The sequence below is a fragment of the Dietzia sp. Alg238-R159 genome (assembly GCF_900537145.1).
In the GTDB taxonomy this organism is placed as follows: Bacteria; Actinomycetota; Actinomycetes; order Mycobacteriales; family Mycobacteriaceae; genus Dietzia; species Dietzia kunjamensis.
Window position 1 is genome coordinate 623,778 of the sequence record NZ_UNRI01000002.1, and the last position, 25,291, is coordinate 649,068.

The 25,291-nt window shown below is 70.7% G+C and carries 24 protein-coding genes; 10 read left to right on the forward strand and 14 right to left on the reverse strand.

All coding sequences use genetic code 11. The annotated features are described in order from the left end of the window. Window positions 1-29 precede the first annotated feature (29 nt). The 3 genes from G6R20_RS07675 to G6R20_RS07685 are packed head-to-tail and all read left to right on the forward strand — an operon-like array spanning window position 30 to window position 1,941. A complete protein-coding gene (locus G6R20_RS07675; protein WP_067715593.1) occupies window positions 30-419 on the forward strand; it encodes a hypothetical protein in 390 nt (129 codons plus the stop codon). Continuing rightward, window positions 416-1,708, forward strand: a complete 1,293-nt coding sequence (xseA, locus tag G6R20_RS07680) for an exodeoxyribonuclease VII large subunit (RefSeq protein WP_069390313.1) — start codon at window positions 416-418, stop codon at window positions 1,706-1,708. Before G6R20_RS07675 ends, xseA begins: the two co-directional genes overlap by 4 nt. Further along, entirely contained in the window at window positions 1,708-1,941 is a 234-nt protein-coding gene (locus G6R20_RS07685) for an exodeoxyribonuclease VII small subunit (protein ID WP_067715599.1), read from the forward strand. Before xseA ends, G6R20_RS07685 begins: the two co-directional genes overlap by 1 nt. A gap of 74 nt (window positions 1,942-2,015) precedes the next feature. Here G6R20_RS07685 and G6R20_RS07690 read toward each other — a convergent pair whose 3' ends face one another. After that, window positions 2,016-2,576 (reverse strand): DUF4245 domain-containing protein, encoded by a 561-nt coding sequence (locus G6R20_RS07690; protein WP_119191745.1) that lies wholly within the window; start codon window positions 2,574-2,576, stop codon window positions 2,016-2,018. Between the two features lie 165 nt (window positions 2,577-2,741). On the opposite strand from G6R20_RS07690, the gene glpX reads away from it, so the two are divergent. Continuing rightward, window positions 2,742-3,752 carry a class II fructose-bisphosphatase gene (gene glpX / locus G6R20_RS07695; RefSeq protein WP_069390316.1) on the forward strand — a complete coding sequence of 337 codons (1,011 nt, stop codon included), beginning with the start codon at window positions 2,742-2,744 and terminating at the stop codon, window positions 3,750-3,752. A 73-nt stretch (window positions 3,753-3,825) separates the two neighbouring features. Continuing rightward, window positions 3,826-5,229, forward strand: coding sequence for a class II fumarate hydratase (locus G6R20_RS07700; protein WP_163375978.1), 1,404 nt, complete (start codon window positions 3,826-3,828; stop codon window positions 5,227-5,229). A gap of 88 nt (window positions 5,230-5,317) precedes the next feature. Here G6R20_RS07700 and G6R20_RS07705 read toward each other — a convergent pair whose 3' ends face one another. From G6R20_RS07705 to G6R20_RS07725, 5 genes are all read right to left on the reverse strand, one after another. Continuing rightward, a complete protein-coding gene (locus G6R20_RS07705; RefSeq protein WP_163375979.1) occupies window positions 5,318-5,911 on the reverse strand; it encodes a hypothetical protein in 594 nt (197 codons plus the stop codon). Between the two features lie 86 nt (window positions 5,912-5,997). Next, window positions 5,998-7,353 (reverse strand): PhoH family protein, encoded by a 1,356-nt coding sequence (locus G6R20_RS07710; RefSeq protein WP_163375980.1) that lies wholly within the window; start codon window positions 7,351-7,353, stop codon window positions 5,998-6,000. A 222-nt stretch (window positions 7,354-7,575) separates the two neighbouring features. After that, window positions 7,576-8,814: an acetyl-CoA C-acetyltransferase gene (locus G6R20_RS07715; RefSeq protein ID WP_119191742.1), complete on the reverse strand. Its 1,239-nt coding sequence runs from the start codon at window positions 8,812-8,814 to the stop codon at window positions 7,576-7,578. A 29-nt stretch (window positions 8,815-8,843) separates the two neighbouring features. Beyond that, window positions 8,844-9,296: a MaoC family dehydratase gene (locus tag G6R20_RS07720; RefSeq protein WP_069390320.1), complete on the reverse strand. Its 453-nt coding sequence runs from the start codon at window positions 9,294-9,296 to the stop codon at window positions 8,844-8,846. Between the two features lie 13 nt (window positions 9,297-9,309). Beyond that, window positions 9,310-10,464, reverse strand: a complete 1,155-nt coding sequence (locus G6R20_RS07725; RefSeq protein WP_069390329.1) for an acyl-CoA dehydrogenase family protein — start codon at window positions 10,462-10,464, stop codon at window positions 9,310-9,312. A gap of 182 nt (window positions 10,465-10,646) precedes the next feature. Here G6R20_RS07725 and G6R20_RS07730 point away from each other — a divergent pair, with 182 nt between their 5' ends. Both G6R20_RS07730 and G6R20_RS07735 read left to right on the forward strand, forming a co-directional pair. Beyond that, on the forward strand, window positions 10,647-11,663 hold the full coding sequence (locus tag G6R20_RS07730) for a MaoC family dehydratase (protein ID WP_163375981.1): 1,017 nt from the start codon (window positions 10,647-10,649) through the stop codon (window positions 11,661-11,663). A 26-nt stretch (window positions 11,664-11,689) separates the two neighbouring features. Beyond that, complete coding sequence (locus G6R20_RS07735; protein WP_163375982.1) at window positions 11,690-12,448, forward strand: FCD domain-containing protein; 759 nt, start codon at window positions 11,690-11,692, stop codon at window positions 12,446-12,448. A gap of 19 nt (window positions 12,449-12,467) precedes the next feature. Here the strand turns inward: G6R20_RS07735 and fabG are convergent, their stop codons facing one another. The 3 genes from fabG to G6R20_RS07750 are packed head-to-tail and all read right to left on the reverse strand — an operon-like array spanning window position 12,468 to window position 15,605. Beyond that, window positions 12,468-13,208: a 3-oxoacyl-ACP reductase FabG gene (gene fabG / locus G6R20_RS07740; RefSeq protein ID WP_163375983.1), complete on the reverse strand. Its 741-nt coding sequence runs from the start codon at window positions 13,206-13,208 to the stop codon at window positions 12,468-12,470. Beyond that, a complete protein-coding gene (locus tag G6R20_RS07745) occupies window positions 13,195-14,376 on the reverse strand; it encodes a CaiB/BaiF CoA-transferase family protein (protein WP_069390323.1) in 1,182 nt (393 codons plus the stop codon). Before G6R20_RS07745 ends, fabG begins: the two co-directional genes overlap by 14 nt. Next, a complete protein-coding gene (locus G6R20_RS07750; RefSeq protein WP_163375984.1) occupies window positions 14,373-15,605 on the reverse strand; it encodes an acyl-CoA dehydrogenase family protein in 1,233 nt (410 codons plus the stop codon). Before G6R20_RS07750 ends, G6R20_RS07745 begins: the two co-directional genes overlap by 4 nt. Window positions 15,606-15,726: 121 nt before the next feature. Between G6R20_RS07750 and G6R20_RS07755 the strand changes: the two genes are divergently transcribed. The 3 genes from G6R20_RS07755 to G6R20_RS07765 are packed head-to-tail and all read left to right on the forward strand — an operon-like array spanning window position 15,727 to window position 19,196. Continuing rightward, on the forward strand, window positions 15,727-16,893 hold the full coding sequence (locus tag G6R20_RS07755) for a CoA transferase (protein ID WP_163375985.1): 1,167 nt from the start codon (window positions 15,727-15,729) through the stop codon (window positions 16,891-16,893). Continuing rightward, on the forward strand, window positions 16,890-18,071 hold the full coding sequence (locus G6R20_RS07760; RefSeq protein ID WP_067715640.1) for an acyl-CoA dehydrogenase family protein: 1,182 nt from the start codon (window positions 16,890-16,892) through the stop codon (window positions 18,069-18,071). Before G6R20_RS07755 ends, G6R20_RS07760 begins: the two co-directional genes overlap by 4 nt. A 21-nt stretch (window positions 18,072-18,092) precedes the next feature. Then, window positions 18,093-19,196 carry a zinc-binding dehydrogenase gene (locus G6R20_RS07765; RefSeq protein WP_163375986.1) on the forward strand — a complete coding sequence of 368 codons (1,104 nt, stop codon included), beginning with the start codon at window positions 18,093-18,095 and terminating at the stop codon, window positions 19,194-19,196. A 214-nt stretch (window positions 19,197-19,410) separates the two neighbouring features. Here G6R20_RS07765 and G6R20_RS07770 read toward each other — a convergent pair whose 3' ends face one another. The 5 genes from G6R20_RS07770 to G6R20_RS07790 all read right to left on the reverse strand — a co-directional run bounded on the left by G6R20_RS07770 (window position 19,411) and on the right by G6R20_RS07790 (window position 25,291). Then, window positions 19,411-20,553: a thiolase family protein gene (locus G6R20_RS07770; protein WP_067715645.1), complete on the reverse strand. Its 1,143-nt coding sequence runs from the start codon at window positions 20,551-20,553 to the stop codon at window positions 19,411-19,413. 69 nt (window positions 20,554-20,622) lie between these two features. After that, window positions 20,623-21,828: an acyl-CoA dehydrogenase family protein gene (locus G6R20_RS07775; protein ID WP_067715648.1), complete on the reverse strand. Its 1,206-nt coding sequence runs from the start codon at window positions 21,826-21,828 to the stop codon at window positions 20,623-20,625. A gap of 100 nt (window positions 21,829-21,928) precedes the next feature. Beyond that, the gene (locus tag G6R20_RS07780) at window positions 21,929-22,690 is read right to left on the reverse strand and encodes a glucose 1-dehydrogenase (RefSeq protein WP_067715710.1); all 762 of its coding nucleotides are present in this window, start codon (window positions 22,688-22,690) and stop codon (window positions 21,929-21,931) included. A gap of 77 nt (window positions 22,691-22,767) precedes the next feature. Beyond that, window positions 22,768-23,841: a phosphotransferase family protein gene (locus G6R20_RS07785; protein WP_163375987.1), complete on the reverse strand. Its 1,074-nt coding sequence runs from the start codon at window positions 23,839-23,841 to the stop codon at window positions 22,768-22,770. Between the two features lie 67 nt (window positions 23,842-23,908). Further along, window positions 23,909-25,291, reverse strand: coding sequence for an MFS transporter (locus G6R20_RS07790; RefSeq protein WP_163375988.1), 1,383 nt, complete (start codon window positions 25,289-25,291; stop codon window positions 23,909-23,911).

Sequence of the window (25,291 nt, forward strand, 5' to 3'; positions counted from 1 at the left end):
CCTTCACGCCCCCCGGCAGAGAGGTCCGCATGCTCCGACCCCTGTTCCTGACCCGTGCCTCGATCGGTCTCGCTGCCACCGCGGCGGAGCGTGTCGTGGCCCTGCCCGGCCGTGCGGTCGAGGCGGTCACCACGCTGCCCGCGATCCCCGTGCGGGTCGCCGGCGGCCTGGTCCAGTCCTATCTCCACGCCGGTCAGACCCTCACGGACCTGGCCGTCAAGGGCGACAAGGTGCTCGCCTCGGTGTTCCCGGCGCGGTCCGACCAGCCGGAGTGGGCGACGTTCGACGAGGACGAGGCCGACCCCGACGAGGTCTTGGACGTGTCCTACCGGGTCTACGGGTCGTCCTCGAGAGCCGCCCGCGACCGGGACGACGACCCCGACGTGCCGACCGGCCGCGTCGCCCCCCGCGACGCGTGACGGCCTCGTCCCCGCGCACGCCGAGCAGCGCCGAGCAGCCGTGGCCGGTCCGGGTGGTCTCGGACCAGATAGCGGCGTGGATCCACCGGCTCGGGGCGGTGTGGGTCGAGGGTCAGATCACCCAGCTGAGCCTGCGCCCCGGCACTCGCACCGCGTTCCTCACCCTGCGTGACCCCTCCGTCGACAACTCGCTGACGCTCACGTGTCCGCCCAGGCTCATCTCGGAGTCGCCGGTGCCGGTCACCGAGGGCAGCCGGGTGGTCGTGCGGGGGACGCCCCGCTTCTACACGGGCCGCGGGTCGTTCTCCCTGCAGGTTTCGGAGATCCGCCCGGTGGGCGTGGGCGAGCTCCTCGCCCGCATCGAGCGGCTCAAGCAGGCGCTGTCGGCGGAGGGGCTGTTCGATCCCCGACTCAAGCGGCCCCTGCCGTTCCTGCCCACGTGCGTCGGCCTGATCACCGGTCGGGCGAGCGCCGCCGAACGCGACGTCGTGGAGGTGGCCCGCGGCCGCTGGCCGGACGTGCGTTTCGCCGTGCGCAACACCCCGGTGCAGGGGGTGTCGGCTGTGCCCCAGATCCTGGACGCGCTGGCCGAGCTCGACGCCGACCCCGTCGTCGACGTCATCATCCTCGCCCGCGGCGGCGGGTCGGTCGAGGACCTGCTCCCCTTCTCCGACGAGGCTCTCATCCGCGCGATCTCGCGGTGCCGCACCCCGGTGGTCTCCGCGATCGGCCACGAGCCCGACTCGCCGTTGTCGGATCTCGTCGCCGACCTGCGGGCGGCCACCCCGACCGATGCGGCCAAGCGGGTCGTGCCCGACGTGATCGAGGAGCGTCGTCGTATCGCCGAGGCCCGGTCCCGTACCGCCCGGGCGCTGCGCGGTTGGGTGGACCGGGAGCGCAACCAGCTGGCGGCCGTGCGGTCGCGGCCGTGCATGGCGAACCCGTACGGGATCGTCGAGTCGCGGGCGGAGATCGTCGCCGAGGCACTGCGCGCGGCCCGACGCGACATCACCCGGATCATCGACTCGGAGTCCACGTCGCTGGGCCACCTGTCGGCGCGTCTCACCACGCTCGGGCCCGCCGCCACCCTGGCCCGTGGCTATGCCGTGGTGCAGTCCGTCGCCGGGAGTCACGACGGCCGGGTGGTCTCGTCGATCGCCGACGCCCCACCCGGATCGCAGCTGCGGATCCGCGTCTCCGACGGCTCCATCTCCGCGGCGGCACTCGGGTCGACACCCGCCGCCGGCCGCCCCACCCCTTCCACCGAACCGACCGAGGAGCAGTCCTGATGTCCGACGAGCAGACCCCCGTCTCCGAGCTGGGATACGAGCAGGCCCGCGACGAGTTGATCGAGGTGGTCCGCATCCTCGAGGCCGGCGGTCAGGATCTGGACGCCTCACTGGCGTTGTGGGAGCGGGGCGAGGAACTCGCCGAGCGGTGCACCGAACACCTCGACGGCGCGCGTGCGCGCATCGACGCCGTCCTGGGTGACGACGACGAGGGCGACTCCGGCCGGGGGTGATCCCGTCGCCCGGCCGGGCGCGAACGCCTACCGCCGCCCCGGTGCGATCACCGCGGGCACGGCACGCCGGGCGTCTACGGCGCGGGCAGCGGCTCGACGTCCTGAACGGCGGCGGCGAGTGCCTCGAAGTCGGACGTCGGCGCGGAGCCGGTGACGGCCACCCGGACGTCCTCGAGGTCGAGCACCCACACCGGCCGGACGTCGTCCCCGGTGAGGACGGCCCACTCGCGCCCGGAGACGGGCACCATGGTCCGGCTGGGCCGCGGCCCACCGCCGAGTGACCGGAACGCGTCCTCGGGGGCGTCGGACTGGACGAGTTCGATGTAGCTGCGCTCGCCCGTCACCCAGCCGACGTGGCTGGAGGTGGTCCCGGCGAAGCCCTGGACACGGCCGGAGTTGGGGGTCCACCCCTCCGGGACCTCGGGCGAGCGGATCGGGAAGTCCAGGCTCCGGGCGTCCTGTTCCAGCGAGGCCCGCGCGTCGAAGTCGGGGATCTGTCCCTGCTGCGGGCCGGACGGGCTGAAAGTGCACAGTCCGGCCACTCCGGCGAAGACGCCGCAGATCACCATGAGCACCACCACCGACCAGAACATGTCGCGGTTGCCCTGCAGGATTCTCGGTTTCGCCTCGGCCACGCCTGCGAGTATCCCACCCACCCGGGGAGAGTCCGGCGCGTGGCCCCCGGCGGGGTGGCCGAGGTGGAACAATGGGCGCCGACACCCCACCGCGGCCGTGCGCGACCCCGTCGCGCCCGTGCCACCCACAACCCCAGCCAGCGTTCACGAGGAGCCAGACCACCTATGTCACCCACCAAGCGTCCCGATCGAAACCTCGCAATGGAGCTGGTCCGTGTGACCGAGGCCGCCGCCCTGGCCGCCGGGCGGTGGGTCGGTCGTGGCGACAAGAACGGTGGCGACGGTGCCGCGGTGGACGCGATGCGCGAGCTCATCTCGACCGTCGACATGGATGGCGTCGTGGTGATCGGTGAGGGCGAGAAGGACGAGGCGCCCATGCTCTACAACGGTGAGAAGGTCGGCACCGGCGAGGGGCCGGCCGTCGACGTGGCCGTGGACCCGATCGACGGCACGCGGCTCATGGCGGAGGGTCGGCCCAACTCGATCGCGGTGATCGCCGTCGCCGAGCGCGGGTCGATGTTCGATCCGTCGGCCGTGTTCTACATGCGCAAGATCGCCGTGGGCCCGGACGCCGTGGGCAGGATCGACCTCGCCAAGTCCACCGAGTGGAACATCCGCTCGGTCGCGGAGGCCAAGAACATCGACGTCGGGGACATGACGGTGTGCGTGCTCGACCGGCCGCGCCACGCCGAGCTCATCGCCGAGATCCGGGCCGCGGGCGCCAAGGTCCGGCTCATCATGGACGGCGACGTCGCCGGCGGTGTGGCGGCGGCCTCCGACGACAGTTCGGTGGACATGCTCATGGGCATCGGCGGTACCCCGGAGGGGATCATCACCGCGTGCGCGCTGAAGTGCATGGGCGGCGAGATCCAGGGCCAGCTGTGGCCGCAGGACGAGGCGGAGCGCCAGAAGGCGGTCGACGCCGGACTCGACGTCGACGCGATCCTCGGCACGGACGATCTGGTCAAGGGCGACAACTGCTTCTTCGCCGCCACCGGCATCACCAACGGCGACATGGTCCGCGGTGTGAGCTACCGCGCCAACGGCGCCGTCACCCGCTCGTTGGTGATGCGGTCCAAGTCGGGCACCGTCCGCCACGTCGAGGGGCGCCACAAGATGGAGAAGCTCCGCGAGTTCTCCGCCGTCAACTACGGCCAGGCCGCCGGCGGCAACTGATCCCTCCCGGCACCCCGCGCCCGCCGCTTCCGTCCTCCTGCACGGTGCGGCGGGCGCGCCTAGTCTGACCGGTATGGCCGATCAAACTGAATTCCGTATCGAACACGACACGATGGGCGAGGTCCGGGTCCCCGTCGACGCTCTCTGGCGGGCACAGACCCAGCGTGCCGTCGAGAACTTCCCCGTCTCGGGCAGCGGGCTCGAACGAGCGCAGATCCGCGCGCTCGGTCTGCTCAAGTCCGCCTGTGCGACGGTCAACGGTCGGCTGGGACTGCTCGACCGGGACAAGGTCGACGTGATCGTCGCCGCAGCCGGCCGCATCGCCGAGGGTGAACTGGACGAGCACTTCCCCGTCGACGTGTTCCAGACCGGCTCGGGCACGAGTTCCAACATGAACACCAACGAGGTCATCGCCTCGCTCTGCGCGGCAGAGGGCGTCACCGTGCACCCCAACGACGACGTGAACATGTCACAGTCGTCCAATGACACCTTCCCGACGGCGACCCACGTCGCGGCCACGGAGGTCGTGATCGCCGATCTCGTGCCCGCGCTGAACACCCTCGCCGAGTCCTTCGAGACCAAGGCCGGTCAGTGGCGCGAGGTGGTCAAGCCCGGGCGCACCCACCTGATGGACGCCGTGCCGGTGACGCTCGGACAGGAGTTCGCCGGATACGCCCGGCAGATCCGCGCCGGGGTCGAGCGCGTCTGCGGGACGTTGCCCCGTGTCGGCGAGTTGCCGATCGGTGGAACCGCCGCCGGCACGGGCCTCAACGCCCCCGACGGCTTCGGCTCCGCTGTGGTCGAGGAGCTGCGCTCCCTCACCGGTCTGGAGGAGCTCCGTCTGGCGGCGGATCCGTTCGAGGCCCAAGCCGCCCGCGACGGCCTTGTCGAGCTGTCCGGGGCCCTGCGTTCCGTCGCCGTCTCGCTCACCAAGATCGCGAACGACATCCGGTGGATGGGGTCGGGCCCCATGACCGGGCTGTCGGAGATCCACCTTCCGGACCTGCAGCCGGGGTCGTCGATCATGCCCGGCAAGGTCAACCCGGTGCTGTGTGAGACGGTCGCGCAGGTCGCCGCCCAGGTCGTGGGGAACGACGCGGCCGTGGCGTGGGCCGGGGCCAGCGGTGCCTTCGAGCTCAACACCGCGATCCCGGTGATGGCGCGCAACGTGCTCGAGTCGGTCCGGATCCTCGCGAACTCGTCCACGCTGTTCGCCGAGCGCTGCATCGACGGGATCGAGCCGGACACCGATCGCATGCGGCGGCTCGCCGAGTCCTCCCCCTCGATCGTCACGCCGCTGAACTCGGCGATCGGCTACGAGGAGGCCGCCCGGGTCGCTAAGCACGCCCTCGCCGAGGGGATCACCATCCGCGAGGCCGTCATCGCGCTCGGCTTCGTCCCCGATCCACTGTCCGAGTCCGAGCTCGACCGGCGCCTCGACGTCCTGGGGATGACGGGCCTCGACCGCGAGCGCTGACCCGACGGTCTCGCCATGAGTGCGCACCGCGATGTGCGCCGCGGCCCGGGCTCGGCGCGCCCGGCCCGCGGCGCGTCGCGTTCCGGGGTCAGCCGGAGTGCTCGACCACCCGGATGGCCTGGTCCTCGAGGCGGATCTGTCCGCGTTGGAAGTCCGAGTAGATGACCTCGCCCTCGGCGATCTCGTCGCTCACCGGCCACCCCAACCGACCGGCGGGTCCGCCGTTGTCGCGGTAGGTGGCGAGGATCTGCCCGCGGACGATCCGCGCACCGGTCTGCGGTGACCAGAAGATGGCCCCGTCGGCGAAGTCCTGCTTCTTGCCACCCTCGAGCGCCTCTGCCGGGGCGACCGGGGCCCCGAGCGCGAGCGGGGTCTCCTTGGCGTCGTCATATCGGCGATAAATGGCCATGTTCGTGAGGAACTCCTCCTCGCCGATCTTCACCACGATCGGGTCGTCCGCATCGGCCCCCGCGGCGGGAGCGGCCGCGCCCGGGTCCGCGCCGGTCTGGCCCGCACCGGTCTGGCCCGCACCGACCTGGTCCGCAGCGCCCTGGTCCGTAGCGGTCTGGGACTGCGCCTCGGCCGGCATCCCGCCCGGGGTCTGCTCGCCACACGCGGCCAGCCCCAGGATGCAGGCGGTGATCAACCAGAGCGCGGGCGCCGGTGACGAGCGTCGGGACATGGGAGACCTCCGATACGGCATGCTTGATGCGGGCCCGGGCTCGCTCGCCCGGACCCGCATCATCCCACGGTCGCCGGAGCCTGCAGTCAGGCGGCGTGGATGCGTCGCAGCTCCCCGGAAGCTCCCTCGGGGTGGAATTCCTCCAGCATCGTGGTGACGAGTTCGGCGATGGCGGAACGCTCCGAGCGGTTGAGGGTGACGTGGGCGAACAGTGGGTGCCCCTTGAGCTTCTCCACCACGGCCTGGATGCCGTCGTGCCGACCGACACGGAGGTTGTCCCGCTGGGCCACGTCGTGGGTGAGGACGACCCGCGACCCGGTCCCCAGCCGCGAGAGCACGGTGAGCAGCACGTTCCGCTCGAGCGACTGCGCCTCGTCGACGATCACGAACGAGTCGTGCAGGCTCCTGCCGCGGATATGGGTCAGCGGCAGCACCTCGAGGATGTCCCGGTCCATGACCTCGTCGATGACGTTCTCGCTGACCAGTCCCTCGAGGGTGTCGAACACGGCCTGGGACCACGGCGACATCTTCTCCGACTCGCTGCCGGGCAGGTACCCCAGTTCCTGCCCGCCCACGGCGTACAGCGGGCGGAACACGACGATCTTGCGGTGACGACGCCGCTCCAGCACCGACTCGAGGCCCGCGCACAGGGCCAGCGCCGATTTGCCGGTGCCCGCGCGGCCGCCCAGGGAGACGATCCCGATCGATTCGTCCAACAGGCAGTCGATCGCGATGCGCTGCTCGGCCGAGCGGCCGCGCAGGCCGAAGACCTCGACGTCGCCGCGGACCAGCCGGAGCCCGCCGTCGTCGGCGACGCGCGCCAGAGCCGACGACGACTCGGTCTGGACGCGGACGCCGCAGTGCACCGGGGTCCCGCTCTCCAGTCCCGCGGCCCGGGCTGCGAAGCCCGACGCGCGGCCCTCCGAGAACAGGGTGTCGACGAGGTCCTGGGTGGCCGGCAGGTCGGCGACCCCGCTGTACCCGGTCAGCACGACGTCCTGGGCGTGGTACTCGTCGGCCGGCAGGCCCACCGAACCCGCCTTGACCCGCAGGGGGACGTCCTTGGACACGAGCACGGTGTCGGCGCCCTCGGCCCGCAGATTGAGCGCACACGCCAGGATCCGGGAGTCGTTGCCGGTGTCACGGAATCCGGACGGCAGCACCGCCTGGTCGGTGTGGTTGAGCTCGACCCGCAGGGTGCCGCCGACGTCGGTGACGGTGATGTCGCCGTCGAGGCGCCCGTGCCGCAGCCGCAGGTCCTCGAGCAGCCGGAGGGCCTCCCGCGCGAAGTAGCCCAGCTCGGGATGATTGCGTTTGCCCTCCAGCTCGCTGATGACCGCGATGGGGAGCACCACGCGGTGCTCGGCGAAGCGGGTGACGGCCCACGGGTCGGACAGCAGAACCGAGGTGTCGAGGACGTAGGTACGTACGGTGTCGGTCACGGCGCGCTCCTCGCCCGCGGCACCCGCGAGCGTGTTGGGTTGGACCGGCCGGCCCAGGTCACCTGGTGGTGACGGGGCCGGGTGCCGGCCCCCTCCCGATCGAGACAGACGATCATCGGCTGGGACCTCCCGACGGTCGGCTTCCCCACCGACCGTTGCCGATGACGCTACGCCCGAATCACATCCCTGTAGTTAAGTCTGGGTGAAATATCAGGTGACCCGTCACGCCACCCGCTCGAAGGCCGCCGCCAGCCCCTGCCCACCGCCGAGGCACATCGTCTCCAGGGCGAGCCGGCCCTCCCGGCGCGCCAGTTCGCGCGCCATGGTGGTGAGGATGCGCGTACCGGTGGCCCCGACGGGATGCCCGAGCGAGATCCCGGAACCGTGGACGTTGAGCCGCTCGCGATCGGCGGCGGTGAACCCGTGGTCCGACTCCCATTCCCGCAGGCACGCGAGCACCTGCGCGGCGAACGCCTCGTTGAGTTCGATGAGGTCGAAGTCCGCCAGCCGCAGGTCGAGTTGCCGGAGTAACCGGGCCGTCGCGGGAACGGGGCCGATGCCCATCCGCGCGGGGTGGACGCCGGCCACCGCCCAACCGAGCGGTCGGACGTAGGCGCGCAGCCCCAGCTCCTCGGCGCGACCGCGGGTGGTCACCACGCACACCGCCGCGCCGTCGTTCTCCCCCGACGCGTTGCCGGCCGTCACCGTCGCGCCGGGGTCGACGCGGAGGCGGACGGGGCGCAGTGCGGCGAGGGACTCGGCCGTGACGCCTCGCCGGGGGTGTTCGTCGGTGTCGACGACGACGAGCTCTCCCTTCCGCTGAGGGACCTGCACCGGCACGATCTCCTCGTCGAACACCCCCGAGTCCTGGGCGGCGATCGCGCGCCGCTGGCTCTCGGCCGCCAGTTCGTCCTGCTCCGTCCGGGAGATGGAGTACTCCGCGCGGAGGTTCTCGGCGGTCTCGAGCATGCCGCCCGCCACCGGGTGGTCGCGGCCGCCGGAGGTCACCCGGCCACGAGCGATGCGGTCGATGAACTCGACCCGGTCGCTGCGGACCCCGCCGCGCAGACCCAGGGAGTAGAACTCACTGTTCGACATCGACTCCGCGCCACCGGCGATCACCACCTCGCTCACGCCGACGGCGACCTGCATCGCCGCGTTGAGCACGGCCTGAAGTCCCGATCCGCAGCGGCGGTCGATCTGGATCCCCGGCGTGCTGATGTCGAGCCCGGCATCGAGTGCCGCCACCCGCCCGATCGCGGGCGCCTCACCGTTGGGGTAGCACTGGCCCAGGATCACGTCGTCGATGTCCGTCGTTCCGAGGCCGGTGCGGTCGACGAGTCCGGCTATCGCGACCGCGGCGAGGTCGGCGGCCTGCAGTGGCGCCAGGACACCGCCCCGGCGGCCCACCGCGGTCCGCACGGGTTCACAGATCACCACGTCGGCCAGCGCCTCGGCCATCCTGGATCCGGGCCCCGGCGCCTGTCGCCTCACTCGACCATCATCCGCACGGTCTCGGCCACGACCGCCGGCCGGTCGGAGCCCTCGACCTCGACGGTCACCAGACTGTTGAGTTGCACCCCCGACGACTTCCGCTGGAGCGACGTCAACTCGATCCCCGCACGGATCCGTGACCCGACCGGTACCGGGGCGGGGAACCGCACCTTGTCCACCCCGTAGTTGATCATCATGGCGAAGCCCCGGATCTCCATGACCTCGGCGCCGAGCACCGGCAACAGCGACAGGGTGAGGTACCCGTGCGCGATGGTGCGGCCGTACGGTCCCTCGGCCGCCCGCGCCGGGTCGACGTGGATCCACTGGTGGTCCCCGGTGGCCTCCGCGAACGCGTCGATGCGCTCCTGGGTGATCTCCATCCAGTCGCTGTACCCGACATGCCGGCCGAGCTCGGCCTCGAGCTGCTCCAGCCCCTCGAACACCTTCATGACAGTCCTCTCCTCATTCCAACCCGCCACGTGCCACCAGTTGCGATGCGATGACGTTGCGCTGGATCTCGTTGGTCCCCTCGCCCACGATCATGAGCGGGGCGTCGCGGAAGTACCGCTCGATGTCGTACTCCGTGGAGTACCCGTAGCCGCCGTGGATCCGGACGGCGTCGAGCGCGATCTCCATCCCCACCTCGGAGGCGAAGAGCTTGGCCATCCCCGCCTCCATGTCGCAGCGCTCGCCGGCGTCGGCCTTCTCGGCGGCGAACAGGGTGAGCTGGCGGGCGGCGGTGAGCTTGGTGGCCATGTCGGCCAGGTGATGCCCGACGGCCTGGTGCTTCCAGATGGGTTGTCCGAAGGATTCGCGTTGCTGCGCGTACGCGAGGGAGTCCTCGAGCGCCGCGGCCGCGACGCCCAGCGCGCGGCTGGCCACCTGGATCCGGCCGGTCTCCAGGCCCTTCATCATCTGCGCGAAGCCCCTACCCGGTTCTGCTCCGAGGATTCGGGAGGCGGGGGTGCGGTACCCGTCGAAGGCGAGTTCGCACGTCTCGACTCCCTTGTACCCGAGTTTGGACAGGTCCTCGGAGACCGTCAGTCCGGGACCGTGCTCGACCAGGACGATAGAGATGCCCTGGTGTCTGGGCGTCGCGGACGGGTCGGTCTTGCACAGCAGAGCGATGAGGCCGGAGCGTCGCGCGTTGGAGATCCACGTCTTGGTGCCCGTGATCACGAGCTCCTCGCCCTGAGTCGTGGCGGTGGTGGTCATCGCCTGGAGATCGGATCCCCCGCCGGGCTCCGTCAGCGCCATGGTGGCCCGGATCTCACCGGTCGCCAACCGGGGAAGGTAGGTGGCTTTCTGCTCCTCGGTGCCGAACTCGGCGAGCAGTGTGGCGACCACGGTGTGCCCGCCCATGGCGCCGGCGAGTGACATCCACCCGCGGGCGAGTTCCTCGGTGATGCGGACGTAGCACGGCATCGAGACCGGCGTCCCCCCGAATTCCTCGGGCACCGCCAGGCCGTAGATGCCGATCGCCTTCATCTGCTCGATCCAGCGTTCGGGGTACTCGTTCGCGTGTTCCATCTCGCGCACGGACGGCTTGACCTCGCGATCGATGAACCGACGCACGGTCGCGACGAGGTAGGCCTCGTCATCGTTCAGGTCCGGCACGCAGAACACCTCGTCGTCGTCGTCACTTCGATCCGCCGGTCAGGCGGGCTCCGGACCTCATCGTCGCAACGCACCGCCCAATAGTCAATAATGATGCGCATGGTTTTGTGTAGAGTGTGAACGGTCAGCCGTCGGGCGCGCTGCCGCGCGACGCACGCCACCCGCGCCGGAAGGAGGCCGCGATGACCGGGAACCCCTCCCCGCAGGGGCCCGTCGTGGAGATCGGCGGCCCCTACTTCGACCAGCTCGAGGTGGGACAGGTCGTCGACACGGCCCCGGCGGTCACCCTGACCGACGGGCTGGCGGCCGCGCATCAGGCCGTCCTCGGTGACCGCCTGCGCCTGCCCCTGGACCGCCACCTGGCCCACGCGGTCACCGGCGCCGCGGTGGCGCACCCCGGGCTGGTGACCGACATCGCGATCGGTCAGTCCACCGTGGTGACCCACCGGGTCAAGGCCAACCTGTTCTATCGGGGCCTGCGCCTACTCACGGCTCCCCGGATCGGTGACACCCTCTCGACGCGGACCGAGGTGGTCGGTCTCAGGACCAACTCCCCCAGACCCGGCCGCGCGGCCACCGGGCTGGCCGCACTCCGGATCACCACCACCGACCAGGACCGCCGGACCGTCCTGGACTTCCACCGCTGCGCGATGCTGCCGCTGTCGCCGGGTGTCGATCCCGGGTCCTGCGTCCACGACGACGACCTGTCGGCCATCGGCGGGGACCACCGGCAGCCGTGGGCGACGCCGCAGGGCTGGGACCTCGACGCCTACCGAGCCGCGCTCCCGCGCGGACTCTCGCCGATCCCCGCGGCCGGCACCGTCCTGCGCGCCGGCGCCGACGTGGTGTCCGACGCGCCGGAGCTGGCGCGACTGACCATGAACATCGCTGAGACCCATCACGACGGCCGCGCCTCGGGCTCCGGTCGGTTGGTCTACGGCGGCCACACCATCGGACTCGCGCTCTCGCAGGCCACGCGCGCCCTGCCGTCCATGCTCACGGTGCTCGGGTGGCACTCGTGCGATCACGTCGGCCCGGTCCGCGAGGGCGACACCCTGAGCAGTGACGTCGTGGTGGGCGCTGCGGTGGAGGTGGCAGGCGGTGGCACGGCGCTCGACCTCCGGTCGCTCGTGACCGCGCACCGGCAGGACGGCGACGCGCCCGACCTGGACTGGACCTACACCGTGCTCATGCCCTGAGCCGGGAGACGGGGATGATGGTTGTCATGAGTTCAGGCAGCGGCGGCGGTCGCCCGGGGGTCGGCAGGCCCAAGAAGACGGCCCTGCTCGTCGCCCAGCAGATCGTCGAGGACATCTCCCGCCGCGGGAACACCGTCGGCGACCGGCTGCCCCCCGAGCACCTCATGTTGGAGGAGTACGGGGTCGGGCGCGGCACCCTCCGGGAATCGCTGCGCTACCTGGAGCTCCAGGGCGTCATCATGCTCAAGCCCGGCCCGGGCGGCGGCCCGGTCGTGCAGCAGCCCGACGGCGGCACCCTCGCCGCCAGCCTGAGCCTGCTCCTGCAGTTCGAGAACGCCCCGTTCTCGACGATCATGGAGGCCCGCGCGGCCCTCGAGCCGGGTATCGCGCGGCTGGCCACCACGCGGATCGACGACGCCGGTCTGGAACGACTCGCGGAGAACCTGCGTCAGACCCGGGACCGACTGGGCGACCCGGCGGCCTTCTCGGCCCACTCCGAGCTGTTTCACGAACTCATCGCCTGGAGCTCCGGCAACGCCCTCTTCGGGTATCTCTTCGACGCGCTGACGGGCCTCATCGCCGGCGCCTCGATGGGGATCAGCTACCCGAAGCGCCAGCGCGAACTGACCTGCGACATCCACGGGGACATCTACGCCGCGATCGCCGATCGCGACGCGGACACCGCCTCCCGGCTGATGTCCGTGCACATCGACGAGCACACCACGTACCTCGAGAAGCGGTTCCACTCCGAGCTCGCCCAGCCGATCCGCTGGGACCTCGGCTGAGCGGCCCGGTCCCGCACACTCAGATGTGCCGCCCGCCCGTGACCTCCAGGACGGTGCCGGTCATGTAGCTGGACATGTCGCTGGCGAGGAACAGCACCACCTGCGCGACCTCGCTCGGCTCGGCTGCGCGCCCCATGGGGATCTCGGCCAACTTCTCCTCCCAGAAGTGCTCGGGCATGGCCAGTGTCATGGCGGTGCGGATGAGCCCCGGCTGGACCGCGTTGACGCGCACCCCCGCGAACGCCACCTCCTTGGCCGCCGCCTTGGTGAGCCCCACGATCCCGGCCTTGGCTGCGGAGTAGTTGGTCTGGCCGACGAGACCGACCTTGCCGGAGATCGACGAGATGTTGACGATCGCCCCTCCCCCGTGCCCGCGCATCCGGCCGGCGGCGGCGCGGGTGCCGTTCCACGTGCCCTTGAGGTGGATGGCGATGATGTCGTCGAACTGCTGCTCGGTCATCTTGCGCATGGTCGCGTCACGGGTGATGCCCGCGTTGTTGACGAACACCCCCAGCGGCCCGAACGCCCCCTCGGCCACGTCGATCATCGCCTCGACCGCCGCTCCGTCCCGGACGTCGCAGTGGACGTAGCGCGCGGTGTCCTGCCCGCCCAGGTCGGCGACGGCCGCGGCGCCCGCCTCGTCGTCGATGTCACCGATCACCACCCGCGCGCCCTGGTCGATGAACGTCCGGGCGATCTCCAACCCGATGCCGCGCGCGGCCCCGGTGACGACTGCGGTCTTGCCCTCAAGTAGTCCCATGATGCGTGTCCTCTTCTCGTGCGTTCGCGCCCAGTTCCGCCAGGATCGCGTCGGTGTGCTGCCCCAGTGCGGGAACGGGCCCCATCGGCAGCTCTACATCGGTGAAGGTCATCGGCGGGAGCAGACCGCGGACCGGACCCGCGGGCGTCTCGACGTCCCGCCACCGATCCCGCGCCGCGAGTTGCGGGTGGTCGACCAGCCCGGCGACGTCGTTGAGCCGCCCCGCCGGGACGCCGAACTCGTCGAGCCGGTCGGCCAGCTCCACCGAGCCGTACCCCATGGTCAGGGAGCCGATCAGCGCGTCCACCTCGGCCCTCCGGGCGACGCGAGCGATGTTGGTGGCGTACCTTTCGTCGTCGACCAACTCCGGCCGCCCCAACACATCGCGCACCAGCGCGGCCCATCCCCGGTCGTTCTGGACGCCGATCAACACCTGCCCGTCGCGGGTCGGGAACGCGTCGTACGGGCAGATCGACGCGTGGGACAGTCCCATCCGCTCGACCTGTCTCCCCGCATACATCCGGGTGTACATGGGGTGGCCCATCCACTCGGCGGTGGCCTCGAACATGGACACCTCGACGGTGGCCCCGCGCCCGGTCCGTTCCCGCCGGAAGAGCGCCGACTGGATCGCCGACAGGGCGTACATCCCGGTGGCGATGTCGGACACCGGGACCCCGGTCTTGGCGGCGGCCTCGGGGGTGCCGGTGATCGAGCACAGCCCGGACTCGGCCTGCACGAGCATGTCGTAGGCCTTGCGGTCCGTGTACGGACCGCCGTCTCCGTAGCCGGAGATGGTGACGACGACGAGGTCCTTCCGTCGCTCACGTAGCGCCGTCGCCCCGAATCCCAACCGGTCCATCGCCCCGGGCGCCAGGTTGCTGATCACCACGTCTGCCCGGTCGACCAGGGCCAGCGCGGTCTCCCTGCCGCCCGGCGAGGCGAGGTCGAGTTCGATCGACTCCTTGCCCCGGCCCAGCCACACGAAGTGGGAGGCCAGCCCGTGCACGGCGTCGTCATAGGCGCGGGCGAAGTCACCCTCCCCCGGGCGTTCGATCTTGATGACGCGCGCGCCGAGGTCGGCCAGGTGCCGGGTGGCCAGGGGCGCGGCGACGGCCTGCTCCACCGCGACCACGGTGATACCCGCCAGCGGAAGGGGCTCGGCGGTCACCGGGGACCCGCGTCCCGCATCGCCCCGCGCACGAGGCCACCGCCGATGATGAGGCGCTGGATCTCGCTCGTGCCCTCGTACAGGCGGAGCAGTCGGACGTCACGGTAGATCCGCTCCACCGCCACGCCCCGCATGTAGCCCGTGCCGCCGTGGATCTGGACCGCCTTGTCCGCGACGTCGGCGACCATCTCGGTGCAGTACAGCTTGGCCACCGAGGGGGCGATCCTGCGGTCCTCGCCGGAGACGTACTTGGCGGCGGCCTCGCGGACGAGGGCACGGCCCGCCATGACGCCGGTCTGCTGGTCGGCGAGCATCCCCTGGACCAGTTGGAACCCGCCGATGGCCTCGCCACCCTGGGTGGTGGTCGCCGCGAAGGCGAGCGACTCGTCGAGCGCCCGCTGCGCCGATCCCACGGCGACGGCGGCGATGTGGATGCGGCCGCGGGCCAGCGAGGTCATCGCCGCCCGGTACCCGGCGTCCTCGTCGCCCCCCACCAGGGCGGTGGCGGGTACGCGCACACCCCGGAAGTCCACCTCGGCGGTCCACGCGCCCTCCTGCCCCATTTTCTTGTCCCTGGGGCCGACACTCACGCCCGGGGCGTCCGCCGGGACGAGGAACACGGCGATCCCCGTCCCGCCGGCATCGGCGGGACGGGTACGTGCGAACACGATGAACAGATCCGCCAGCGGGGCGTTGGTGATGAAACGCTTGGTGCCGTCGATGATCCAGTCACCGCCCTCACTGCCCGCACCGCCGTCTCGCACGGCCTTCGTGGTCAGCCCGGCGGGGTTCGAGCCGGCGCCGTCCTCGGTCAGGGCGAACGAGGCGATGACCTCGCCGGAGGCGATCCGCTCGAGCCATTCAGCCTTCTGGGCGTCGGTGCCGAAGTTCACGAGAACCTGGCCGGCGATCCCGTTGTTGGTTCCGAACAACGACCTCATGGCCAGCGTCGTGTAGCCGAACTCAATCGCCAACTCGACATCCTGGGTCAGGTCGAGGCCCAACCCGCCCCACTGCTGTGGGATCGCGTACCCGAACAAGCCCATGTCGGCCAGGTCTGCACGGATGTCGTCGGGGACCGCGTCGGTGTCGGCGATCTCCCGCTCTCGGGGCACGACCACCGAACGGATGTATTCACGCGTGGTCGCGAGGATGGCCGCGAAGTCTTCCGCGTCGACCTCCGTGTCTGTGTCGACCACGGGGGTCGCGCTGCTCGGCTGCTCGCTCATGGTCTCGCCCCTGTCCGCCGGCGATGGGTGTCGCGGAACACAATCCACGCTGTATGCTTCAAACTATTATCAGGATTTGCACCGCGGGGCAACCGGCCCGCCGCACCACCGGGAGCCGTTGATGACAGAGCCCTCCGCGTCCCGACCGCTGGACGGGATCCGCGTCGTCGAGCTCTCAAGCTTCGTCGCCTCACCCTTGTGCGGACTCACGCTGGCGCAGCTCGGCGCCGAGATCATCCGGGTCGACCCGGTGGGTGGCGCGGCGGACGTGAACCGGTGGCCCCTTGCGCCCGACGGGACGTCGATCTACTGGACCGGGCTCAACCGGGGCAAGGCCTCGGTCACTCTCGATCTGCGCTCCGACGACGGCCGGCGGGCGTTCCGCGAGCTCGTCACCGCGCCCGGCGAGGGTGGGGGGATCCTCGTGACGAACTCGGGCGGGCGGTCGTGGATGAGTCACGACGTCCTGGCCGGATCCCGACCCGACCTCATCAGCCTGGAGCTCCTCGGTCGCCGCGATGGCCGCCCGGCGGTCGACTACACCGTCAACGCCGCCCTCGGTTTCCCCGCCATCACCGGCCCCGGCTCGGGCCGCGTCGTCAACCACGCCCTGCCGGCCTGGGACCTGGCCGCCGGACTGCACGCGGCGCTGGCCGTGGTGGCCGCCGTCCGCGAACGTGAGCGGACCGGCCGCGGGCGGCGGATCGTCCTGCCCCTCGACGACGTCGCGCTGGCCACCGCGGGGACACTCGGGTACCTCACCGAACCACAGCTCGACGGGTCGTCGCGGCCTGCCGTGGGCAATCACGTCTACGGGACCTTCGGCACGGACTTCACCACCTGCGACGGCGGTCGGTTCATGATCGTCGCCCTGACCGCCCGGCACTTCCACGACCTGGCCCGCCTCACGGGCACCCGGGAGGCCGTCGACGCGCTCGAGACCGCGACCGGCGCCGACTTCACGGAAGAGTCCGACCGCTACTCCTATCGCGAGGTCCTCGCCGCACTGTTCGCCCGCTGGTTCTCCGCCCACACCACCGACGAGGTCGCGCGGGCCCTGGACGACTCGGTGGTGCTGCACGAGCGCTACCGCACGTTCGCCGAGGTCGTCTCGGAGGGCGAACTCGAGGCCAACCCCCTCTTCTCCCGCCTCGACCAACCCGGCATCGGCCCCTATCTGGCCGCCGCGTATCCGGCGACGTTCGACGGGGACCACCTCGCCACGGGCCCGGCGCCCTCCCTCGGCGCGGACAACGACCGACTCACACCGGGAGGACGATCCGGATGACCCACAAACCCACCGCCCGCGAGGACGTTCCCGTCTACCTCACGGAGGAGCGCCTCGCGATCAGGGACCTCGCACGCGACTTCACCGCCAGAGAGGTCCTCCCGGTCGCGAACCGCCTGGACCCGGAGAAAGGCGACATCCCGGACGAGCTACGGCAGAAGATGGCCGACATGGGCTTCTTCGGGATCATGATCGACGAGGAGCACGGCGGCCTGGGACTGGGCGTCTTCGAGTACTGCCTGGTCGCCGAAGAGCTGGCCCGCGGGTGGCTGTCGGTGTCCGGTCTGCTCGCGCGGGGAAACGGCATGGGCGGAGGGTTCACCGCCGAGCAGCAGGCCCGCCTGCTCCCCCGCGTCGCCCGCGGCGAATGGCTGGGTGCGTACGCGCTCTCGGAGGCCGAGGCGGGATCCGACGTCGCCAACATCTCGTGCCGCGCCGTCCGCGACGGCGACGCCTGGGTGATCAACGGGACCAAGATGTGGTGCACCTACGCCGACCAGGCCGACTACCTCGTCCTGTTCGCCCGCACCGATCCGGACCGCGACCCGGACAAGCCGCACCGGGGCATCTCGACCTTCCTGGTGGAGAAGGAGCGCGGCTCCTTCCCCTCCGGCATCAGCGGCAACCCGGTCCGCAAGATCGGTTACTTCGGCTGGCAGACCTGGGAGTTGTCCTTCGACGACTTCCGGATCCCCGCGTCGTCGCTGCTCGGCGAGGAGGGCAAGGGCTTCTACATGGCGGTGTCCGGTCTCGAAGTGGGGCGTGCCCACACCGCGGCCCGCGCGATCGGACTCGCCCGCGCCGCACTGGAGGACTCGATCGCCTACGTCGCCACCCGGGAGCAGTTCGGTCAGCCGATCGGCCAGTTCCAGTATCTGCGCTTCGAGATCGCCAAGATGGCCGCGGACATCGAAGCCGCGCGTCAGCTCATGTACTCGGTGGCCACCGCGATCGACTCGGGACGGCGGTGTTCGCTCGAGGCCGCCATGTGCAAGCTCGTGGCCACCGAGATGGCCGAGCGGGTCACGTCGCAGGGCGTCCAGATCCACGGGGGTGCCGGCTACACCACCGACTTTCAGGTGGAACGGCACTGGCGCGACGCCCGCCTCACCAGGATCTTCGAGGGCACTAGCGAAATCCAGATGCGGATCATCTCGGACGAGCTCCTCGGCCGCTGAACGCTGCGTACAGTCGGCCCCATGAGAGCTGCGGTGTGCGTTGAGACCGGGTCCCCGCTGGTGATCGAGGACATCCCGATCCCGGAACCGCGCGCCGGCGAGGTCCTGGTCCACAACCACGCCTGCGGGGTCTGCCACACGGACCTGCACGTGATGAAGGGCGAGGTCGGGTTCCCGCTGCCGGGAGTCCTGGGCCACGAGATCTCCGGCGTCGTCGCCGAGGTCGGCGCCGGGGTCACCCACGTCCGGCCCGGCGACCGGGTGGTCGGCTCGTTCATCATGCCGTGCGGATCGTGCGAGAACTGCGCCCGCGGCATGGAGGACATCTGCTCCACGTTCTTCGAGTACAACCGCCTGCGCGGCACCCTGTACGACGGCGAGACGCGCCTGCACCGGGCCTCCGGCGAACCGTTGTCCATGTACTCGATGGGCGGGCTGGCCGAGTACAGCGTCACGCCCGCCACCGCGGTGTTCGCCCTCCCCGAGCAGCTCGACCTCACCGATTCCGCCATCCTCGGGTGTTCGATGTTCACCGCCTACGGAGCGGTCCGCAACGTGGGCGACGTCCGGACCGGGGAATCCGTTGCGGTGGTGGCGGTCGGTGGGGTCGGTCAGAACATCGTCCAGCTGTCGGCGGTCAGTGGCGCGGAGTCGGTGATCGCGATCGACGTGGACGACGACAAGCTCGCCCTCGCGCGCCGCATGGGCGCCACCCACACCGTCAACTCGCGTGAGGCCGACGCCACCGAGGCGATCATGGAGATCACCGGCGGACGCGGGGTGGACGTCGCCTTCGAGGCGCTGGGGTCGGCGGCCACCACCCGGCAGGCGACCGACATCGCCCGCGAGGGCGGGCGGGTCGTGGTCGTGGGCATCCCCCCCGCGGGCACCACGCTCGACGTGGACCTGGCCCGCATCGTGCGTCGCAAGATCCAGATCAAGGGCTCCTACGGCGCGCGCGCCCGGCAGGACGTGCCGGCGCTCATCCGACTGCTGGCCGCCGGGAAACTCGACCTGAGCGGGATGATCTCCCGCCGGGTGCCGCTGACCGAGGCACCGGAGACCTACGAGGCCCTCGACCGTGGCGAGGTGCTCGGCCGCGCAGTAGTCCTCACCGGCGACTGAGCCGCCCGCGCACCCGGCGACTGAGCCGCCCGCGCACCCGGCGGCATCCGCGCGCGCCCCTGCCCGCAGCCGCACGAGCGCCTGTATGCCCACAACACAGCCGCCCCCGACGCTGAACGCCGGCCTGCGCATCTGCGCACGCCAGACGCCATCGTCGGGAGCGGCTGTGTCTCCAATGGCAGCCGCTCGCGCGGCTGCCCGGTGGGGGCTCGGATCAGAGCAGTTCGATGATGGTGGCGTTGGCCTGGCCGCCGCCCTCACACATCGTCTGCAGGCCGTACTTGATGCCCTCGTTCTTCATGTGATGGACGAGGTCGGCGAAGATCCGGGCGCCGGAGCCACCGAGCGGGTGCCCGAGGGCGATGGCGCCGCCGTTCGGGTTGAGCTTCGCCGGGTCCGCCCCGGTCTCGGCCAGCCACGCCATCGGCACGGACGCGAACGCCTCGTTGACCTCGTACACGCCGATGTCGTCGATGGACAGTCCGGACTTGGCCAGCGCCTTGGCGGTGGCGGGGATCGGAGCGGTGAGCATGATGACCGGGTCGTCACCGGCGAGCGTGGCGGTGTGCACCCGCGCGATCGGGGTGCACCCGTACTTGGCGGCCGCCTCCTCGCTCATCACGAGGATCGCCGCGGCGCCGTCCGAGATCTGCGAGGCGTTGCCGGCGTGGATCACGCCGTCTTCCTTGAACGGGGTCTTGAGCCCGGCCAGCCCCTCGACGGTGCTGCCGCGGCGGATGCCCTGGTCGGTGTCGAAGACGCCGTCCGGGGTGGTCACCGGCACGATGTGCCCGGCGAAGAACCCGGCGTCCTGCGCGGCGGCGGCCTTCTCGTGCGACGCCACGGCGAACTCGTCGAGCTGGGTGCGGTCAAAGCCCCACCGCTCGGCGATCATCTCGGCACCGACGCCCTGGTTGGGGGCCGTGCCGTCGTAGCGGTCGAGGAACGCCTGACCGTAGGGGAACGACTCGGAGGAGACGTGCGAGCCCATCGGCACCCGCGTCATCGACTCGACGCCGCCGGCCACCACCACGTCGTGGAAGCCTGCCTCCACCACGGCCACCGCGAAACTCAGCGCCTGCTGCGACGAGCCACACTGCCGGTCGATCGTCACGCCGTTGACCGTCTCCGGCCATCCCGCCGACAGGGCGGCGGTCCGGGCGATGTCCCCGGCCTGCTCCCCGGCCTGGGTGACACAACCCCAGATGACGTCCTCGACGATCGATCCGTCGATCCCGGCGCGCTCGGCCAGCGCCGTGAGAACGGTCCCCGACAGATCGGCGGGATGCACCCCGGCCAGTCCACCCTTGCGCTTGCCCACCGCGCTGCGCACGGCCTCCACGATTACTGCACCCATGTTCTGCACTTCCTTGTCTCTGCGGTCCCGGCGCCGGGCGGCACCGACCGTTACTGGGACATCCTAGTTTTATCCGACGTACGGCGGGGTCTTCTTCAGCTCTCCGCGCGCGATGGTGCGACGGTGGACGGCGTCCGGTCCGTCGACGATCCGCAGCGCGCGCGCCCAGGCGTAGAAGTACGCCAGCGGGGTGTCGCCGGAGACGCCGGCGCCGCCGAAGATCTCGATGGCCCGGTCGATCACGGCACAGGCGACCTGCGGGGCGATCACCTTGATGGCGGAGATCTCGAACCGCGCCTCCTTGGCGCCGACGGTGTCGATCATCCAGGCGCAGTGCTGCACCTGCAGCCGCGCCTGGTCGATCTCGATGCGCGAGTTGGCGATGTGCTCCTGCACCACGCCCTGGCTCGCCAGCGACCCACCGAACGCGTGCCGGGACTTGGCGCGGTCGACCATCAGGGCCAGCGCCCGCTCGGCCATGCCGATGGCGCGCATCGCGTGGTGGATGCGGCCCGGCCCGAGACGGGCCTGGGCGATCGCGAACCCGGCGCCCTCCTCGCCGAGGAGATTCGACACGGGCACCCGCACGTCGGAGAACACGATCTCACAGTGACCGTGCTGGTCCTGGTATCCGAACAGCGGCAGGTTGCGCTCGATGGTCAGGCCCGGGGTGTCGCGGGGCACGAGGACCATCGACTGCTGCCGGTGGGTCTCGGCAGACTCGTCGGTCTTGCCCATGACGATGAGGATCTCGCAGCGGGTGTCGGCGATGCCGGTGATCCACCACTTGCGACCGTTGATCACGTACTCGTCGCCCTCGCGACGGATCACGGTCTGGATGTTCGTGGCGTCGGAGGACGCGACATCGGGCTCGGTCATGGCGTACGCCGAGCGGATCCTGCCCTCCTTGAGCGGCTCGAGGTACTTCGCCTTCTGCTCGTCGGTGCCGAACAGGTGGAAGGTCTCCATGTTCCCGGTGTCCGGGGCCTGAGAGTTGATCGCCTCCGGGGCGATGACGGGCGACCACCCCGTGATCTCCGAGACGGCGGCGAACTCGAGGTTGGAGATCCCGGACCACTCGGGCAGGAAGAGGTTCCACAGCCCACGGCGCCGGGCCTCGGCCTTGAGGTCCTCCATGACCGGCGGGTAGGCGTTGTCCCCGTGCTCACGCAGGTACTCGGCCCAGACGGGCTCGGCGGGGAAGACGTGCTCCCGCATGAACTCCCACATATTCTCCTGCAGCTCGATGCTGCGCTGACTGTGAGCGAATTCCATGTCATTACTCCTGTAGAAGCGTGCCGCGGCGGCCCGCCGCGGGCGGGATGAGTGAAGTGGTGCCTGCGTCAGTGCTGAGTTGGTTCAGTGCTGAGTCGGTTCAATGCATAGTCATCCCACCGTCGACCACGAGCGTGGTCCCGGTGATGAACGATGATGCGTCGGAGGCGAGGAAAAGCAGCGCGGAGTCGAGCTCGGGCTGGAGCCCCAGTCGGCCGAAGATCGTGCTGCCGGTGATGTCCGCGAGCATCTTTTCCGGGATCTCGTCGGTCATCTCGGAGGCGAAGTACCCGGGGGCCAGCGCGTTGACGCGGATACCGCGGCGGCTGCCCCACTGCGCGGCGAGGTCGCGGGTCAGTCCGAGCACGGCCGCCTTGGTCGCCGAGTAGGCGGCCTGCGGTGCGAAGCCGGCGGTCAGGCCCAGGACGCTCGCGACGTTCACGATGCTCGCGCCCGGCTCCATGACGGCCGCGCACTCCTTGGCGGCCCAGTAGGCGCCGTTCAGGTTGACGTCCACCACCCCGCGGAACTGCTCGGGGGTCTCCTTGAGCGCGGGCACGGCGGTCCCGATGCCGGCGTTGTTGACCAGCACGTCGATGCGTCCGTGGGTGTCCATCGTGTCGCGGACCATCGCCGCACACGCCTCGGGGTCCGCGACGTCGCACGCCACGGTCGAGGCGGTGCCGCCGGCGGCACGCAGTTCCTCGGCGAGGGCGTCGAGCCGCTCGCGGCGTCGGGCGGCCAGCACGACCGTGGCGCCTGCCGAGGACAGGGCCCGCGCGAAGCCGGCCCCGAGCCCCGACGACGAGCCCGTGATCACCACGACGCGGCCGTCCAGCCGGAAGCGGTCGAGCACGGGCAGCGCGGCCTGCGGACCCGTCCGGGGATCGACCGGGGTGGGCGCTGCGGATACCGGCGTGCCGGAGGTGGACTCAGCCATCAGTTGGTGACCTTCCTGGAGTCGAGGATCGAGTGGCCGTGGTCGACCAGCTCGCGGATCTGCGGGCCGATGTCGCCGAAGTTCTGACCGGCCATGTCACCGGCCTCGGAGCGCGTCGCCACGCCCTGGGCGATCGCCGCGAACTTGAACGTGGCGAACGCCAGGTACCACGGCATGTGGGACGGATCGGTGCCGGTGGCCGCGCAGTACCGGTCGAGCAGCCGCTGCGGTCCGGGCCAGCCCGGTTCGGTGGTGATGCTGGGGATGAGCGGCACCGTCGGCCCATCCGGGTCACCCCAGTACAGAACCGTCTGCGCGAGGTCGGCGACCGGATCTCCGAGGGTGGACAGCTCCCAGTCGAGGATCGCCTTGATGCGGCCCGGGTCGTCGGGGTCGACGACGTAGTTGTCGAGCCGGTAGTCACCGTGGATGATCCGCGACGACGGCGAGGTGGGCATGCTCTGACCGAGACGGGCGGCCAGGTCGGGCAACCGGTCGGCTCGAACGGAGTCGGACGCCTTCTCGGATTGCCCGAGCCAGCGCCGCAACTGCCGCTCCAGATAGCCGTCCGGGCGGCCGAGATCCCCCAGGCCCACCGCGTTCTGGTCCACGGCGTGAAGCGCGACCATCGCGTCGATCTGGGCGTCCGCCATGGCCGCCTTGTCGTCGTCGGACTCGGCGAAGCCCGCCGGCAACGCGTCACGGATGACGTGGCCGACCACCTTCTCCATCACGTAGTACGGCACGCCCAGGTCCTCACCGGTGGTCTCATTGAGCACCACCTTCGCGACCGGCACGTCCGTGTCCGCCAACCCGAGCTGGATCCGCGCCTCGCGGCCCATGTCGTGCGCGCTGGGCAGCAGCTCGCCCGTCGGCGGTCGCCGCAGGATCAGCTCCCCCGCGTCGGAGCGGAGCGTGAACGTGAGGTTGGACTTGCCACCGGCGATGAGGTCGGCGTCGAAGTCCGCCCAGGCCTGGTCACCGGTGGCCTCGGCGATCTTCGGCCCCACGACGTCGGGGCGGAGCAACTGGTCGACGGACAGTCCCGTGGACTCGGACGATGAAGTGGTCATGGCGTGGATCCTCGCGGTTGATGGGCGACCGGGCGGGCGGTTCGGGTGGATCAGTTGTGGCCGACGCTCAGTTGTGGCCGACACGGTGCAGGTCGTGACCCCGGGTCTCCTTCATGAAGGCGGTCGCGACCATCGTCGCCACGCAGAGGGCGATGATGTAGGCGCTGATCATCCAGTACAGATCCCACTCGATGAACTGGGCGTTGAGGTACGGCGCACTGCCGCCGAACACCGCGACGGACAGGGAGTACGCGAACCCGATGCCCGCCGTGCGCATCTTGGTGGGGAACGCCTCCGACATGAAGGAGGACAGGATCGAGCCGGCGGCCGCGACCAGGGTCATGGCGACGAGCGAGGCGAGGAACAGCGTCCACGGGCGGTCGTCGATCATCCCCATGAGCATCGGCGTGGTGATGATCGTGCCGATGGCGAAGATGAAGATGACCGGGCGCCGGCCGATGTGGTCCGAGAGCAGACCCCACAGCGGGAGGGTGCACAGGGCGATGAGCTGGCTGCCGAAGATCGCCCAGAACGCGGCCTCCGAGTCCATGTCACGCTGCGTGATGGCGAACGTCGAGGCGTAGGAGCTCCAGGTGTAGTGCGCGACGGTGATGCCGGAGACCATGGCCACGACCAGCGCGATGGCACCGGCGAGCTTGCGGCGCGAGAACGTGGCGACCGGGGAGGTCGGGTCGGCGGCGGCGGCCTCGGCGGCCTTGTCGAAGACGTCGGACTCCTCCATGCCGGACCGCAGGTACAGCACGAACAGCGCGAACACGGCGCCGAGCAGGAATGGCACGCGCCAGCCCCACTCGCCGACGGCGGACTCGGAGAGCACGGCGGTGATGCCGCCGCCGATGCCGTAGGCGATCACGGTGCCGCCCATGATGGCGACGAACACGAGGCTGCCCCACATGCCGCGACGGTGCGGCGGTGCGATCTCGGCGACGTAGCTGTAGGCGGTGGCCGACTCGCCACCGTGGGCGAAGCCCTGGATCATGCGGCACAGGAGCAGCAACGCCGAGGCGAAGATCCCGAGCGTCTCGTAGCTCGGGAGCAGGCCGATGAGCAAGCTGGCGCCGGCCATCATGAGCATGGTGGTGATGAGGACGAACTTGCGTCCGCGCACGTCCGCGATCCGGCCGAAGACGATCCCGCCCAGCGGGCGCATGAGGAACCCGACCGCGAAGACGGCGAACGTGGCCAGCAGCGCCGAGACCGGGTTCTCGTTGTTGAACATCACCGCGGCGATGTACGGGGCGAAGACCGCATAGGCCGTCCACTCGTACCACTCGAACAGCTGCCCGGTGGTACTGGCGGCCAACGAGCGGACGCTGCCACGGTTCGCCTTGTCGGACTGGTGTGGGGCTGCGGTGGCGGCAGTGGCGGCGGTGGCGGCGGTGGCGCCGGCCCGCCCGCGGTCGTCGGGGTCGATGGTGGCCTCGGCCAT

Coding starts and splice junctions, on each gene's coding strand:
- G6R20_RS07760 (WP_067715640.1), top strand. CDS start 16,890: ATGACCCACAAACCCACCGCCCGCGAGGACGTTCCCGTCTACCTCACG.
- G6R20_RS07785 (WP_163375987.1), bottom strand. CDS start 23,841: ATGACCACTTCATCGTCCGAGTCCACGGGACTGTCCGTCGACCAGTTG.
- G6R20_RS07765 (WP_163375986.1), top strand. CDS start 18,093: ATGAGAGCTGCGGTGTGCGTTGAGACCGGGTCCCCGCTGGTGATCGAG.
- G6R20_RS07685 (WP_067715599.1), top strand. CDS start 1,708: ATGTCCGACGAGCAGACCCCCGTCTCCGAGCTGGGATACGAGCAGGCC.
- G6R20_RS07715 (WP_119191742.1), bottom strand. CDS start 8,814: ATGGCCGAGGCGCTGGCCGACGTGGTGATCTGTGAACCCGTGCGGACC.
- G6R20_RS07735 (WP_163375982.1), top strand. CDS start 11,690: ATGAGTTCAGGCAGCGGCGGCGGTCGCCCGGGGGTCGGCAGGCCCAAG.
- glpX (WP_069390316.1), top strand. CDS start 2,742: ATGTCACCCACCAAGCGTCCCGATCGAAACCTCGCAATGGAGCTGGTC.
- G6R20_RS07675 (WP_067715593.1), top strand. CDS start 30: ATGCTCCGACCCCTGTTCCTGACCCGTGCCTCGATCGGTCTCGCTGCC.
- G6R20_RS07730 (WP_163375981.1), top strand. CDS start 10,647: ATGACCGGGAACCCCTCCCCGCAGGGGCCCGTCGTGGAGATCGGCGGC.
- fabG (WP_163375983.1), bottom strand. CDS start 13,208: ATGGGACTACTTGAGGGCAAGACCGCAGTCGTCACCGGGGCCGCGCGC.
- G6R20_RS07775 (WP_067715648.1), bottom strand. CDS start 21,828: ATGGAATTCGCTCACAGTCAGCGCAGCATCGAGCTGCAGGAGAATATG.
- G6R20_RS07790 (WP_163375988.1), bottom strand. CDS start 25,291: ATGGCCGAGGCCACCATCGACCCCGACGACCGCGGGCGGGCCGGCGCC.
- G6R20_RS07750 (WP_163375984.1), bottom strand. CDS start 15,605: ATGAGCGAGCAGCCGAGCAGCGCGACCCCCGTGGTCGACACAGACACG.
- G6R20_RS07770 (WP_067715645.1), bottom strand. CDS start 20,553: ATGGGTGCAGTAATCGTGGAGGCCGTGCGCAGCGCGGTGGGCAAGCGC.
- G6R20_RS07755 (WP_163375985.1), top strand. CDS start 15,727: ATGACAGAGCCCTCCGCGTCCCGACCGCTGGACGGGATCCGCGTCGTC.
- G6R20_RS07700 (WP_163375978.1), top strand. CDS start 3,826: ATGGCCGATCAAACTGAATTCCGTATCGAACACGACACGATGGGCGAG.
- G6R20_RS07705 (WP_163375979.1), bottom strand. CDS start 5,911: ATGTCCCGACGCTCGTCACCGGCGCCCGCGCTCTGGTTGATCACCGCC.
- G6R20_RS07720 (WP_069390320.1), bottom strand. CDS start 9,296: ATGAAGGTGTTCGAGGGGCTGGAGCAGCTCGAGGCCGAGCTCGGCCGG.